Annotated in this window: 13 protein-coding genes; 11 read left to right on the top strand and 2 right to left on the bottom strand. The window is 62.1% G+C overall.

The genetic code is table 11. The features are described 5' to 3' along the window. Nucleotides 1–130: 130 nt before the first annotated feature. The 7 genes from mshD to asd all read left to right on the top strand — a co-directional run bounded on the left by mshD (nucleotide 131) and on the right by asd (nucleotide 7343). A complete protein-coding gene (gene mshD, locus SB659_RS00220) occupies nucleotides 131–1099 on the top strand; it encodes a mycothiol synthase (RefSeq protein WP_410549161.1) in 969 nt (322 codons plus the stop codon). A 105-nt stretch (nucleotides 1100–1204) separates the two neighbouring features. After that, the gene (locus tag SB659_RS00215; protein ID WP_410549160.1) at nucleotides 1205–3454 is read left to right on the top strand and encodes an RNA degradosome polyphosphate kinase; all 2250 of its coding nucleotides are present in this window, start codon (nucleotides 1205–1207) and stop codon (nucleotides 3452–3454) included. A 9-nt stretch (nucleotides 3455–3463) separates the two neighbouring features. Continuing rightward, the gene (locus SB659_RS00210; RefSeq protein WP_410549159.1) at nucleotides 3464–4432 is read left to right on the top strand and encodes an NUDIX hydrolase; all 969 of its coding nucleotides are present in this window, start codon (nucleotides 3464–3466) and stop codon (nucleotides 4430–4432) included. A gap of 59 nt (nucleotides 4433–4491) precedes the next feature. Continuing rightward, nucleotides 4492–5295, top strand: a complete 804-nt coding sequence (locus SB659_RS00205) for a thymidylate synthase (protein WP_284980290.1) — start codon at nucleotides 4492–4494, stop codon at nucleotides 5293–5295. Beyond that, entirely contained in the window at nucleotides 5292–5894 is a 603-nt protein-coding gene (locus SB659_RS00200; RefSeq protein ID WP_284980289.1) for a dihydrofolate reductase, read from the top strand. The genes SB659_RS00205 and SB659_RS00200 overlap by 4 nt, the downstream gene beginning before the upstream one ends. A gap of 10 nt (nucleotides 5895–5904) precedes the next feature. After that, nucleotides 5905–6126 carry an NF038396 family protein gene (locus SB659_RS00195; RefSeq protein ID WP_284976332.1) on the top strand — a complete coding sequence of 74 codons (222 nt, stop codon included), beginning with the start codon at nucleotides 5905–5907 and terminating at the stop codon, nucleotides 6124–6126. Nucleotides 6127–6188: 62 nt separating this feature from the next. Next, a complete protein-coding gene (asd, locus tag SB659_RS00190; RefSeq protein WP_284980288.1) occupies nucleotides 6189–7343 on the top strand; it encodes an aspartate-semialdehyde dehydrogenase in 1155 nt (384 codons plus the stop codon). A gap of 154 nt (nucleotides 7344–7497) precedes the next feature. Here asd and SB659_RS00185 read toward each other — a convergent pair whose 3' ends face one another. Both SB659_RS00185 and SB659_RS00180 read right to left on the bottom strand, forming a co-directional pair. Continuing rightward, entirely contained in the window at nucleotides 7498–8520 is a 1023-nt protein-coding gene (locus tag SB659_RS00185) for a helix-turn-helix domain-containing protein (protein ID WP_410549158.1), read from the bottom strand. Between the two features lie 181 nt (nucleotides 8521–8701). Then, nucleotides 8702–9925: an ROK family protein gene (locus SB659_RS00180; RefSeq protein ID WP_410549157.1), complete on the bottom strand. Its 1224-nt coding sequence runs from the start codon at nucleotides 9923–9925 to the stop codon at nucleotides 8702–8704. 250 nt (nucleotides 9926–10175) lie between these two features. Between SB659_RS00180 and SB659_RS00175 the strand changes: the two genes are divergently transcribed. From SB659_RS00175 to SB659_RS00160, 4 genes are all read left to right on the top strand, one after another. Continuing rightward, nucleotides 10176–11312, top strand: coding sequence for a Gfo/Idh/MocA family protein (locus SB659_RS00175; protein ID WP_410549156.1), 1137 nt, complete (start codon nucleotides 10176–10178; stop codon nucleotides 11310–11312). Further along, the gene (locus SB659_RS00170; RefSeq protein ID WP_410549155.1) at nucleotides 11309–12352 is read left to right on the top strand and encodes a Gfo/Idh/MocA family protein; all 1044 of its coding nucleotides are present in this window, start codon (nucleotides 11309–11311) and stop codon (nucleotides 12350–12352) included. The genes SB659_RS00175 and SB659_RS00170 overlap by 4 nt, the downstream gene beginning before the upstream one ends. A 27-nt stretch (nucleotides 12353–12379) precedes the next feature. Next, complete coding sequence (locus SB659_RS00165) at nucleotides 12380–13468, top strand: ABC transporter permease (RefSeq protein ID WP_410549154.1); 1089 nt, start codon at nucleotides 12380–12382, stop codon at nucleotides 13466–13468. 73 nt (nucleotides 13469–13541) lie between these two features. Further along, the gene (locus SB659_RS00160; RefSeq protein WP_410549153.1) at nucleotides 13542–14537 is read left to right on the top strand and encodes a sugar ABC transporter substrate-binding protein; all 996 of its coding nucleotides are present in this window, start codon (nucleotides 13542–13544) and stop codon (nucleotides 14535–14537) included. Nucleotides 14538–14606: the final 69 nt, after the last annotated feature.

Below are 14606 nucleotides of genomic sequence, written 5' to 3'. Positions count from 1 at the left end.
CGTATCGAGGCCACCCCACTGGTGGATCCCCCCGGCATCCAGCCTCACAGCCGAACGAGATTACGACACTATCGCGGTTTGACCGGGAGCTCCAAATCGCGTGCTTGCCCCGTGCGTATAGCCTTGCTTCATGAGTCAAGTGCACCCGGAAAACTGGCCCGTCCTGATGACCAACGGCGCTTTGGACGCTGAGCTCCTGGCGGATGTGCGGGCGCTGGCGGCCGCAGCCGAAGAAGACGACGGGAACCCGCCCTTTTCCGAGCAGACCCTGGTGATGCTGCGCGGCGTCGACGACGGCGACAGCACAGTCGCATCGTTCGCCCTGTACGCCCCGGACGAAGATTCCGATCCGATGACCGGAGAAGACCTGGCTGGGATCGCCGTCGTGGTTCAAGCGGGAAGCAGCGGCGTGCTGGAACTGGCTGTCCACCCGAGCTACCGCAATCTGGGTGTGGCGGGCAGGCTGCTGTCCGCCCTGCAGGACAACCGCGGCCTTGACGGGCTGAACGCCTGGTCCCATGGCAACCACGAAGCCGCCGCCGAACTTGCCGAACGCTTCGGGTATGCCCCGTTGCGTGAATTGTGGAAGATGCGGCTGATGTCTTCTGCCGCGGACCTGCCCGACGCCGGCCTTCCGGAAGGGATCACGCTGCGCGCGTTCGTGCCGGGCCGCGATGAGCAAGCATGGCTGGCTGCCAACCGTGCGGCCTTCGCGCACCACCCTGAACAAGGATCGATGACCATGGCGGACCTGATGGCCCGCGAGGCAGAGAGCTGGTTCGATCCTGAAGGCTTCTTGTTGGCCGTAAATGCCGAGGATGAATTACTGGGATTCCACTGGACCAAAGTCCACGCCCAGCTTGGTCCGCACCCTGCCATGGGCGAGGTCTACGTCGTCGGCGTCACGCCCGATGCGCAGGGTTTGGGCTTGGGGAAAGCCCTGACTGTGGCAGGCATCAAGTACCTGCAAGCCCAAGGTCTTCACGCAGTGATGCTGTACGTTGATGCCGATAATCACGCAGCCGTGGCGCTCTACCAGAAACTTGGCTTTGTACGTTGGGACACCGACGTCATGTACGGACCCTTAGCCCAAAGTTAGCGTGGGCCGACTGTTGGACTTTAAAGCAGCCGGCGTCATGGATTCCCGCAGGACAATTGCTTGTAATGTGGGAGGGAAACCCAGTCCTGAGCTTAGGAGAGACCCATGCAGCCGGACACCGTAGGCGCCGCAGGATCGATATCGACGGGAGCTACGCTACCCGCACGCTTCGGATCCTCGGAAGTGCCAGCCTCCCGGGCCACCCAGGACCGTATCGACATCCCTGAATTCGCGCCCAGCCCCGAACCGGAAGGCGACATCTCACCGGATCGTTTCCTGGACCGGGAGCTGAGTTGGCTCGCTTTCAACTCACGCGTCCTCGAATTGGCGGAGGACCCGGATCTGTTCCTGCTGGAGCGCGTCAGCTTCCTGTCGATCTTTGCCTCCAACTTGGACGAGTTTTTCATGGTGCGGGTGGCCGGCCTGAAACGACGCATCGCCACCGGCTTGGCAGTCCCCTCTCCCGCAGGGTTGAGCCCCATCGAGGTTCTGGAAAAGATCGGGGAGGAAGCGCACAGACTCACCGAACGCCATGCACGCGTTTTCGCCGAGCAGATCCGTCCGGCCCTGGCGTATGAGCACATCCACATCATGCACTGGAACGAACTCGATGAGGACGCACGCCAGCGCATCAGCATCATGTTCCAGGAGAAGGTCTTCCCCATCCTGACCCCCCTGGCCGTGGACCCTGCGCATCCGTTCCCCTACATTTCCGGCTTGTCCCTGAATCTCGCCGTGATTGTCAGCAATCCCATCAGCGACAAGGAACTCTTCGCCCGCGTAAAGGTCCCGGACCAACTTCCCCGCCTCATTTCGGTGGATGGGCCGCGAGCCGGTGCGATTCCTGGCCGCGTTGCCCGTTTCATCGCCCTGGAGGAAGTCATCGCCGTCCACTTGGACAAGCTCTTCCCCGGCATGGAGGTTTTGGAGCACCACACGTTCCGCGTCACCCGCAACGAGGACTTGGAAGTCGAAGAGGACGACGCCGAAAACCTCCTGCAGGCGCTGGAGAAGGAACTCCTGCGCCGGCGTTTCGGCCCTCCCGTGCGCTTGGAAGTCACCACGGATATCAATCCCAACATCAAAGCCTTGCTGGTCCGCGAGCTGGGGGTCGAAGAGTCTGAGGTCTACTCCGTTCCGGCACCCTTGGACCTTCGCGGCTTGTCCGCCATCGCCGCGATCGACCGCGCGGATCTGCACTACCCCAAACACGTGCCGCACACCTCGCGGTACCTGAACGAGTCAGAGACGTCCAAGGCGGCCAACGTCTTCGCCGCCATGCGACGCCGCGACATCCTGCTGCACCACCCCTACGATTCGTTCTCCACCTCCGTGCAGGCGTTCCTGGAGCAAGCGGCAGCAGATCCCAAAGTCCAGGCCATCAAGCAGACGCTGTACCGGACGTCCGGGGACTCCCCCATCGTCGATGCCTTGATTGACGCCGCCGAGGCCGGAAAACAAGTGCTCGCCCTGGTGGAGATCAAGGCACGTTTCGACGAGCAAGCCAACATCTCCTGGGCACGGAAGCTCGAGCAGGCCGGCGTCCACGTCGTCTATGGCATCGTGGGCCTCAAGACACACTGCAAACTCTCCTTGGTGGTGCGCCAGGAAGTGGACGGGCTCCGCCGCTACTGCCACATTGGCACCGGCAACTACCACCCCCGCACTGCCCGGTATTACGAAGACCTCGGATTGCTCACAGCGAACGAGCAAGTGGGCGAGGACCTGTCCAAGCTCTTCAACCAGCTCTCCGGCTATGCACCGAAGTCCACGTTCAAGCGATTGCTCGTTGCCCCGCGATCTGTGCGGGCCGGCCTGATCGAACGGATCGAAACCGAAATCCGCAACGCCCGTGCCGGCATCCCCGGCAGGGTCCAGATCAAGGTCAACTCCATGGTGGATGAGGCAATTATCGACGCCCTGTACCGGGCATCGCAGGCCGGCGTCCGCGTCGACGTCGTGGTCCGCGGCATTTGCTCGCTGCGCCCTGGCGTCCCGGGGCTCAGCGAGAACATCACTGTGCGTTCCATCCTTGGCCGTTTCTTGGAGCACTCCCGCGTCTTCGCTTTCGCCAACGGCGGCGAACCGGTGGTGTACATCGGTTCCGCGGACATGATGCACCGCAATCTCGACCGCCGCGTCGAAGCCCTGGTGCAGCTGGCCAGCAAGGAAGATACCGCCACGGTAATGGACCTGATGCGCCGCTACGTGGACGACGGGACGGCGAGCTGGCATCTGGACAACCAAGGCAATTGGACCAGGCACCATTTGGACGCGGACGGCAAGCCGTTGCTGGACATGCAATCTTGGCTCTTGGCTTCCCGATCCCGGCAGCGCGCCGCCGCCCGGCTGTAAAGGACCCAGTTGAACAGCGATACGCCCGTGGCGGATCAGACGGACCATCCCGGCGAGCCCATTGCGGTAGTAGCCGCCGGGGCGATTCCTTGGCGAATCGTCAATGGCCACTTGGAAGTCCTTCTGATCCACCGGCCGCGATACGACGATTTCTCGTGGCCCAAAGGCAAGCTCGACGCCGGCGAAACAGTCCCGGAGTGCGCAGTGCGTGAGGTCCGCGAGGAGATCGGCCTCCAAGCAGGTTTGGGCATCCCGCTGCCACCGATCCACTATCACGTGAACGCCGGCCTCAAAGTAGTCCACTACTGGGCGGTCAAAGTCAACGGCGCCCCTCTTCGACCAGATGGCAAAGAAGTGGACAGCGTCATGTGGTGCACACCGGACAGGGCTGCCAAGTACCTCAGCAATCCCTCCGACATCGAGCCGCTTGAGTACTTGGAGAAGGCCTATGTGCGAGGCGAACTCGATACATGGCCGCTGGTGCTCATTCGCCACGCCAAGGCGAAGCCTCGTTCCTCATGGACCAAAGCGGAGGGCGACCGCCCGTTGGCGGCCACGGGGCAGCGCCAGGCAGCGGCTGTGCGTCGGCTTTTGGAGGCTTGGTGGCCGCAACGTGTGGTAACCAGCCCGTGGCTCCGTTGCGTTGCAACGATCGCCCCTTACGCCAAAGCCAGCGGAGCCAAGGTCAAGCTGTCCGAGGCCCTCACCGAGCACCATCATCAGCGTTCCCCGAAGAAGACCGCTGCGGCCGTTGAAGCACTGTTCGACAAGCAAGTTCCGATAGCTGTTTGCACCCATCGCCCGGCCCTGCCCACGGCACTCAAACAACTTGGCCGGCACATGTTGCCCGAGCTGCGGGCCTTGCTTCCGACGTCGGACCCGTTCCTGTCGCCCGGAGAGGTGATCGTGTGCCAAGTGGCCCGCGGGGCCGAGCGGAAGATTGTCTCCGTGGAGCAGATCAGGCCGTTCGACGACTAGTGCTCCGGTTGACCCGGGTCAGCGCGTAGACCCCGGTTGTTGACTAGTAAGCTGGACCCGTGAGCATCCCCACTCCCTATGAAGACCTCCTCCGCGACGTTATGGCCAACGGCACCCACAAGTCGGACCGCACCGGAACCGGAACCCGCAGCGTCTTTGGACGTCAACTGAGGTTCGATCTCGCCCGGAGCTTCCCGCTGATCACCACCAAGCGGGTTCACTTCAAATCCGTGGCGGTGGAACTGCTATGGTTCCTTCGCGGCGAGTCGAACGTGAGGTGGATGCAGGAACAGGGTGTGTCCATTTGGGATGAATGGGCGGACGCCGATGGTGAACTTGGACCCGTTTATGGGGTGCAGTGGCGCAGTTGGCCCACCCCTGACGGGGGCCACATCGACCAGATCGCTGATCTCATGGCCAACTTGGCCTCGAATCCGGACTCACGGCGACACATCGTGTCTGCATGGAACGTCTCCGAGCTCGCTGACATGGCTTTACCCCCCTGCCATGCCTTCTTCCAGTTCTATGTTGCCGATGGCAAGCTTTCCTGCCAGTTGTACCAACGCTCCGCCGACACTTTCCTCGGCGTCCCGTTCAACATCGCCTCCTACGCCCTCTTGACCCTGATGGTGGCCCAGCAGTTGGACTTGGAGCCCGGTGAATTCGTGTGGACCGGCGGCGATGTCCATGTCTATGACAACCACGTAGACCAGGTCACGGAGCAGCTGAGCCGCGAGCCTTACGACTATCCGCAGTTGAAGATCCTCCGTAAGCCGGACTCCATTTTCAATTACAAACTGGACGACTTCGAGGTTGTTGACTACCGCCACCACCCCACTATCAAGGCGCCGATTGCCGTATGAGTAACGCTTCCTCTTCTGACTCTCCTTCTCCGCTTTCCGGCGTCACTTTCACGCAGGAAATCTCTGCGCGCATGAACGGGATCGGCATGGTGTGGGCCCAGACAGCCGCGGGCGTGATCGGCAAGAACGGCACCATGCCGTGGTACGTACCCGAGGACCTCAAACACTTCAGCCAGCTCACGTCCGGCCACCCGGTCATCATGGGCCGCAAAACGTGGGAGTCGTTCCCCGAAAAATACCGGCCTCTTCCGGGACGCACCAACATCGTGGTGACCCGGAACTCCGAGTGGGCGTCCGCGCATGAGGCGGAGGGCGTCGTCGTGGTGTCATCTTTGGACGCCGCGCTGCTCGAGTCGCAATTCGCACCTGGTTGCGAGCAGGTGTGGATTATTGGCGGCGCTGAAATCTTCGAACAGTCCATGGGCATCGCCAACGTTGCGGTGATCACCGTCATCGACGGCGATTTTGACGGCGATACTTTCGCGCCTCAGCTCGGCGCGGACTGGTCCCTTGAAAGTGCGGCGCCCAGCGAGGGCTGGCTGACCGCCGCAAATGGCACAAACTACCGGTTCACCGCGTTGCGCCGGACGGACAGCTAGGAAACCCGGAATGTTGAAAAAACCCGAGACCCTTTTCGTCCTGGGCTACATGCTTCTGCCGCTGCTGGCACTCCTCTCCGCTATCGTAGGCCTGACCATGATCCTGGGTGGGAATAGGATCGCGGGGATTATTGTGCTCGTGGTAGTGACCCAGGTATTTACGTTCGGTTCCTTCTTTGCGTTGCGCCAGCGCAAGGCCGCCATGCTCCAAGAGCGCGACGCCGGTCAGTAGCCAGCCAGCGCACGTGACGTAACGGACAGCGGCGGCTGGTTCCGAAAGTTTAGACTGGGTGCATGACTACAGCAGCTAATCCGTCCGTTGGACTGGTCGGTTGGCGTGGCATGGTCGGTTCCGTCCTGACGCAACGCATGCAGGAAGAGAACGACTTCGCCAACATCAACCCGGTATTTTTCTCCACCTCGAACGCGGGAGGTGCCTCCCCTTCGTTCCTGAACTCCACCGAGGGCGACGCCGGCACCCTCCAGGACGCGTTTGACATTGAGACGCTTGCCAAGCTGCCGATTATTGTTACCGCCCAGGGTGGTGACTACACCAAACAGGTCCACGGCGAGCTGCGCAGCCGGGGTTGGGACGGCCTCTGGATCGATGCTGCCTCAACGCTTCGCATGAGCGATGATTCCATCATCGTGCTGGACCCCATCAACCGCGACGTCATCGACGCCGGCCTTTCCGGCGGCGTCAAGGACTTCATCGGCGGCAACTGTACGGTTTCGTGCATGTTGATGGGCCTCGGCGGCCTGTTCAAGAACAACCTGGTGGAGTGGGGCACCTCCATGACCTACCAGGCTGCTTCCGGCGGCGGTGCCCGCCACATGCGTGAGCTCCTGAACCAGTTCGGCACGCTCAACAACGAGGTCAGCAGCGAACTGGATGATCCCGCGTCCGCGATTCTTGAAATCGACCGCAAAGTACTCGCCGCGCAGCGCAACGGCGTGGACGCCACGCAGTTCGGCGTTCCTCTGGCCGGTTCCCTCATTCCTTGGATCGACGCTGACTTGGGCAACGGCCAGTCCAAGGAAGAGTGGAAAGCGGGCGTCGAGACCAACAAGATCCTTGGCACCGGCAAAGGCACCGCGGGCAAGGAACACATCGCCATGGACGGCCTGTGTGTCCGCATCGGAGCCATGCGCTCCCACTCCCAGGCCCTCACCCTCAAACTCCGTGAAGACCTGTCCGTGACGGAGATCGAGAACCTCCTCGCCAAGGACAACGAGTGGGCCAAGGTGGTTCCCAACACCAAGGAAGCCTCCATGGCCGAGCTGACTCCTGTCGCCGCTTCCGGCACCTTGGACATCCCGGTGGGCCGGATCCGGAAGCTCGAGATGGGGCCTGAATACATCAGCGCCTTCACAGTGGGCGATCAACTCCTCTGGGGTGCCGCCGAGCCGCTCCGCCGCATGCTCAACATTGCGACAGGCAAGCTCTAACCGCGGTTTCCGCTTCATCGTCGTCAGCCCGCTGTTCTGTTGCTGTCCAGCAATTGAGCGGCGGGCTTTCGACGTTCGCAGACACAGTACTCAGTCGACACAGTACTCAGTCGACACACTGATCAGTTCACCCGTTGCTGAAGGTCCCCGCGACTCAGGGAATCAGCGACTCACGCAACTGTTGCAGCGCCACCCGGACCCCGGTCTCGGAGCGGTGGATTTCCCTCACATTCATCCCGGTAAATTCCTTCACGGCACGGCGCATGCTTTGCACATTCGTGAATCCGGACGAGGCCGCAATGTCTGAGTAGGTGAGTTTTTGGGTGTCGGCTTGAAGGAGGAGCTCCAACGCTTTGCGAGTCCTCAAGGCGCGTATGCGCTCACCGAGGTGGAATTCTTCCTTCTCGAAAAAGTAGAACAGCGAGCGACGGGAGAGATTGAACCTCTCGGCAACCGTGGCCACATCCAGCTCCGGGTTGTTGAAGCTGGCGTCCAGGTACTTCTTCACCGCCCGCCTCAAGGCCGGTTGCTGTGCCTCCAGGTCCACCGGGGTTTCGAGCAGCGAGCTCACCAACGTCGCCATCATGGATCTGAGGATTTCCGCGGTTCCGGGCGCCTCCCGGTCAATGCCCGGTCGCTTCCAACTCAACAGCGCAGGAACCACGAAAGTACCTACGATCGGGTGCTTCGCCAGGTCAGGCAGGCGGAGCAGGGAGCCCAGTGCGGCGTCGCTGAGATCCAAACCGCTGCGATCTATGTTGATCTGCAAGGCATGAAAACCCTCCGGCGCATCGAAACTACCGCCAAGCGTGGTGTCGACGAACTTGACCGCGCCCGTGGAGACCGGCTCCGGTGCGCCGTCGCGGTCGAGGGTCAGTGCGGGGGCTTTCCTGAAGTAGGCCAGGCGCAGGTCCCTGGTATCAGGATCCGACTTCCACGAGCCTAACGCCGGGGCGTTCACCATTTCTATGAGGCTGAATCCTGGCCCGGTGAAGCTGATGGCTGACGGACTGAACAGCACTGGAGCAGCGTTCGCCGACTTCTCCAACCGCATCGGAGTTTCGACGGCATTGCCGTACCACGTTCGCCAGTGTTCGAACCGCTCCTCGGGGCTAAGCCCTTCCGGCACTGTGTATCGTCGCAGACGACCGTTGCCCTCGGAAGCAGATTGAGGCATGCCATCCTCCTTTACCAGCTGAGCTTTCCTGGCGGTCCCGGAAGCGGCCAAGACGTCTGGGAAGAGGACGAGGTGGCTCATAAAACCGGCCGGGAAGGGCTCCAGCTGTTGGGTCTATTTTAGCTGTGATTAGCTGTGAACGTTTTGATTCGTGCCTCGATGCGGCCAACGAGTGGAGCCGCTAAGACGCCCGGGTGATGTGGTCCATGTCCGGCAAGAACGTGTTGCGGTGTCCGCCGGGCTGCAGCGCAACCGTCAATTCGTTGACCCGTTGAGGAGCGAGGGCGTGCTCGATGGCCAGGATGCTGGCCCCTACGATGCCAGCATCCGGGCCGATCTTGGATTGGATGATATTCAGGTGCTGGGTAGCCAACGGCGTTGAGCGCGCGTAGACCATCTCGCGGATTCCGGCGATCAGGTGTTCCCCGGATTGTGCAAGCGATCCGCCGATCACAATCAGGGAAGGATTGATGAGGCTCACGCACATGTTCAGCATTTCCCCGATGTCGCGGCCAGCCTGCCGGACGCCTTTGATAGCAGTCAAATCCCCGGAACGGACGAGCGAGACGATGTCGCTTGCCGTTATTGCTTCGACTCCACCCTCGCGGAGTCCGGCGGCCACCGCCGGCGCGCCTGCGATGGCCTCCAGACAGGCAGTTTGGCCGCAACGGCACGGAATTCCCGCGGCATTCGAAACGGCAATATGTCCGACGTCCCCAGCGACTCCTGCGGCGCCCCGCTGAAGCACTCCTCCGCTAATAACGCCCGAGCCGATGCCGGTGGCGACCTTGAGGAAGATCATGTTGTCCTCATCGGGCCAGTGTGTCGCCCGCTCGCCGAGGGCCATGATGTTGACATCGTTATCCACGAGAACGGGCATGTCAAAGGTCTGCTGAACGTAACCGGGGACATCGAATCCGTCCCATCCGGGCATGATCGGGGGGCTGTTCGGCTTTCCGGTGGAGTGTTCAACAGGCCCGGGCAGTCCGATGCCAACGGCGACAACGTCCGACCCCGGCCGACCCATCGTTTCCAGCTGATCCTGCAACGTCATCACCAGCCAATCCAGGACATCCTCCGGTCCACGCGAAATCTCGAGTCCTTCGGTGGTTTCCAGGAGGATCCTTCCTGACAGGTCCGTAAGCGCCACGGTCGCATGCGTGGCGCCCAAGTCGGCGGCAGCGGCCAGTCCTGCGCCGGGGTTGAATGCGAGTCGCGCCGAGGGGCGGCCGCCCGTGGACGCCGCATCCGACACCGGGACAATCAGCCCAACCTCCAGGAGCACCTCGATGCGGGCGCTGATGGCTGCCCGCCCCAAGCCCGATATCGCGGCCAGGTCAGCCCTGGTCCGCGGGCGCCCGTCCCGCAGGATGCGCAAAAGTTCGCCCGCACCGCCGTTGTCCATGTTTCTCCGTTTCGGGGTTCTTAAGAAGTGAAGGGTGACCGTGAGGTCTCAACGCATCACGCCCACGGGCCCCGGGAGGAGTCCTCGTCTTCACCAGTGTCAAGGCGCCCGAGCGTCCCCGTCCACTCACCGAAGGCCGCAGCATCAAATAGTGCAAGATCGGTGTGCAATCCACCGCCGAGAGCATCAGAAAGTGAAGACTTTTGCTGCTCACGAACCAAAGCCATGTCGTGCATGTCACTGTTTCGGCATGGAAAACGACAGAACTCTCAAAGCCCCTTCCCGGTTACGGGCCGGGTTCGTCGGCGGCGGGTTCATGGCTGAAGTCCATAGCCGAGCCGCCCGTGCCGCAGGTGCCTACATCGCCGGTATCTCGTCCTCGAGCCCTGCAAGTGCAGCCCGTGCCAAGGATCGACTCGGCGTGGAGCAGGCATACGCTTCCGTCCAGGACATGCTGGACGACGACACGATCGACGTCGTCCATGTCTGCACCCCGAACGCAACGCACGTGGCCGTGGCTGAAGCGGCGCTCAAGGCAGGCAAGCACGTTGTCTGCGAAAAGCCCCTGGCCACCAATGTCCAGGATGCCTCCCGTTTGGTGGAGCTTGCCGCTCAGGCCGGAACGGTTGCCACTGTTCCCTTCGTCTACCGGTTCCACCCAATGGTCCGCGAAGCCCGCGAACGCATTGCACGTGGCCAGACCGGACGGATTTCTTCCATCCAGGGGTCTTATCTCCAGGACTGGCTACTGTCCCGCGATGACGATAACTGGCGGGTCGACGCCGGGATCGGTGGCCCGTCGCGGGCGTTCGCCGATATCGGGTCGCACCTGTGCGACCTCCTCGAATTCGTGAGCGGGGAACGGATAACGCGGGTCGGTGCACTTAGTCGCACCCTCTTCTCAGGCCGGGCGAACCACAAGGACGTCCAGACCGAGGACCTCGTTGCCGCTGTCTTCGCGACCGAGAACGGCACGGTGGGAAATCTGCTGGTGAGCCAGGTCGCTCCCGGACGGAAGAACCGTCTGATGATCGAGATTTCCGGTTCCGAGAGCACCGTCCAGTTCGACCAGGAAGCACCCGAAACACTGTGGCTTGGCAAAAGGTCAGGATCCCAGTTGCTTGTCCGCGACCCGGACGCGCTCAGCCCGGAAGCTGCACGGTTCAGTGTCCTGCCGGCAGGGCATCCGCAAGGTTACCAGGATGCGTTCAACGCGTTCGTCGCAGATACCTACAGCGCCATCGCCGGCCGCACCCCTGCCGGCCTGCCTACATTCCGGGACGGCCTCAGGGCAGCCGTCCTCACCGAGGGGATTCTCGATTCCAGCGCCAGCGGCCAGTGGATCGAAGTCCCCAGTGTGCACCAACTAGAAGGAGTCCAGCAATGAAAATCATCCAAGTAGGCCTCGGCGCATGGGGCGCCTCATGGCTGAACGTCATCCACCACAGCGAAAGCTGGGAACTCGCCGGCGTCGTCGACGTCAATCCGGACGCCGCCCGCGCAGCCGGGGAACAATACGGAATTCCCGCTTACGCGAATATCCAGGAAGCCCTCGAGCACAAGGAATCCTTCGACGCCGTCCTGGTCATCGTTCCGCCCGAATACCACGCGGCAGTGGCCATCCCGGCCCTCGAAGCCGGCGTGCACACGCTGATCGAGAAGCCCCTCGCACACAACCTCGAGGACGGCATCCGTATCATCGCCGCAGCCGAAAAGTCCGGCAAGCAGGCGATGGTTTCCCAGAACTACCGCTTCAAGCGCGCGGCACGGACCGTGCAGCGCCTCATCAGCGACGGCGTGATCGGCGATCTGGAACAGGTGTTCATCGACTACAAGAAGAACCCGCCTTTCGAGGGGTTCCGGCTTGAGATGGACGAGCCCCTGATCGTCGATGCGATGATCCATCACCTGGACCAGCTTCGCGGCATCGTCGGCCTGGAACCCACCTCCGTGCGTGCACGCTCATGGAACACTTCCACCTCCCGGTTCAAGGGCAACGCCTCCGCCGTCGTGCAGTTCGACTGTGACAACGGTGCGAGGGTCGTCTACACCGGCTCCTGGAGCTCTTACGGCCCGCAGACCAGCTGGGACGGGGACTGGGAAATTCAGGGCAGCAAGGGCACCATCACCTGGAAGAACAATGAGGTCACCATCAACTTCGCCTCGCTGTTCGACACTGTCTTCCTCGCCGGTGCGGTGGAACGCTCCGGCGTCATGCACGTCGACCTGGATCCGCTGCCCGTCGAGGAGCGTCTGGGAACGCTTGCCGCGTTCCGCGACGCCATCGAAACCGGCCAAAACGCCGAAACGGACGTCACAGACAACATCCAGAGCCTGCAGCTGGTCATGGCCACTGCCGACTCCGCCCGCCAGGACGGGGCACCGGTCCCCCTGAAGACCAACGCCGAACTCTTCGGCAGCAACTAGCACTTTCCGACCCGAGGAAGTGTCGAAATGACTGGAGAAACAACCATGCAGCCACAATCCAAGCTTTCCGGTGTTGGCAGCTTCATCGGCGCGCAGGGCCTGCTCGTCGTCGTCGTGCTTTTCGGTGTACTGCTGACCTTCCTGAGCCCGGTGTTCCTAACCCCGGTGAACCTGGTCAACCTGCTCTACCAGTGCACCATCCTGGGCGTCTTCGCCATCGGCATGACGTTCGTGATCCTGACCGGCGGCATCGACGTCTCGGTAGGCTCCACGGCGGCCTTGGCCTCCGTGTTGTCCATGGGTGTCGTCGTGAAGATGAACATGCCCGCCGAAGTCGGCCTCCTTACCGGTTTGGTTGTCGGAGGAGTAGTGGGCGCCCTCAACGGCCTGATGGTCACCAAACTGGGCATCTCGCCGCTGATTGCCACGCTCGCCACCCTCTCAGCCGGATCCGGCATCGCCTTCGCCTACACCGACGGCGGCAACATCACCCCGGTTCCGAAACTCCTGACCAACATGGTGAGCGCAAAAATCGCCGGTGTCCCTTTGCTCATCCCCGCAGTCCTGTTGCTTGCCTACCTGGCACACCTGGCGCTGACCCGCACCACCTACGGGCGGTCCATTTACGCCGTCGGCGGCAATAAAGAAGCCGCGCTCCTGGCCGGTATACGGGTGGACCGGGTGACCATGAACGCCTATGTCATTGCCGGTCTCTCTGCCGGAATGGCGGGCCTCCTGCTCACCGGCCGCCTGGCCTCGGGCAGCCCCCGCGCCGGGGACGGCATCGAACTGACCATTATTGCGGCCGTCGTCATCGGTGGTACGAGCCTCTTTGGCGGCCAGGGCAACATCAAGGGCACGCTCCTGGGAGTCTTGCTGATTGCCATGGTCTCCAACGCCGTGAACCTCCTGGGCATCCCGTCCTCCTACGACAAGATCGTCCAAGGCGTTGTCATCTTCGCTGCCGCCGCACTGGACGTCTACCGCTACAAGTACGTCAAGCGGAACCTCTCGAGGAAACGCAAAATCGGACCACCAACCGACGCTGGGCAAAAAACCCTGAGCCCCACGGTCACTGAGCCCGGGCAAGGCCAGACCGCCGGGACGCCTGCCTAGCCTCCTCCGTACGACGCCGAAGTCATACCTCCGGTGTATCCCTCGAAGTAAAACCAACAGAAAGAGCAAGTCAATGAAGACCTCACCCAAATTGGCCGTCCTCGCGGCAGTCTCCGCCGCCACGATCGCCCTCAGCGGTTGCGGCGCGTCCGCCGCCTCAGCTCCGCAGGGCGCCAGCGGCGGAGCCAAGCCGAAGAAGATCGCGGTGCTGCTCTACAGCCAGAGCTTTGAATTCATGGTCGCCCTGGGACAGGGCATCAAGGACAAAGCCAAAGAACTCAATGTAGACGTGACACTCCTGGATGCCAAGGGTGATTCCAGCACCCAGATCAGCCAGATCCAGGATCAGCTGGCCAAGGGCGTCGACGGCATCGTCCTTAGCCCCAACAACTCCTCAGAGCTCGCTCCCGGGGTTCAGATGATTCACGACGCCGGAAAGACCGTCACCACGGTGGACTCGGTAATTCCCGGTGATGTGGCCGATGCCGCCGTCGCTTTCGATAACAAGAAAGCCGGGAAGCTTGGCGCGGAGGAACTGGCCAAGCTGATGGGGAACAAAGGAACGGTACTCGAATACCAGGGAGCCAAGGGCGCGTACCACGCAATCCTTCGCGGTCAGGGCTTCACCGAGGGCATCAAGGAATCCCCCGACATCAAGGTGATCTCCCGCGACGCTCAGTGGACAGCTGACAACGCCCTGTCCCTGACGGTGGACAACTTCACCTCGGACCCGAACATCACGGGCCTGTTTAGCCACAACGATGAAATGGTCCGTGGCGTCGTTTCCGGCCTTTCGCAGATCAACAAGGCGGCCCCTGTAGGATCGGCCGGCCACATCCCGCTCGTGGGCGTAGACGGCACGCCTTTGGCCTTGGACCGGATCCGTAAGGGCGTTCAGGACGCCACCATGGACCAGAACCCCTTCACCATGGGAGCCCTCGCCCTCCAGGCCGAGGTCGACATCCTGGACGGAAAGCAGGTTCCCAAGACCCAGCTGACCGACACCCAGCTCATCACCAAAGCAAACGTTGATGACCCCAAGCTCTGGGGAAACATCTTCAAGAACTAGGCCCTTCCGCCTCATCGAAAGCAGGGCCAGGCACCATTGTCCAGCCCGAAGCAGTACCAGCACGTACCT

Source organism: Arthrobacter sp. SIMBA_036, assembly GCF_046535135.1.
Classification (GTDB): domain Bacteria; phylum Actinomycetota; class Actinomycetes; order Actinomycetales; family Micrococcaceae; genus Arthrobacter.
This window is presented reverse-complemented; position numbering and strand designations above follow the sequence as displayed.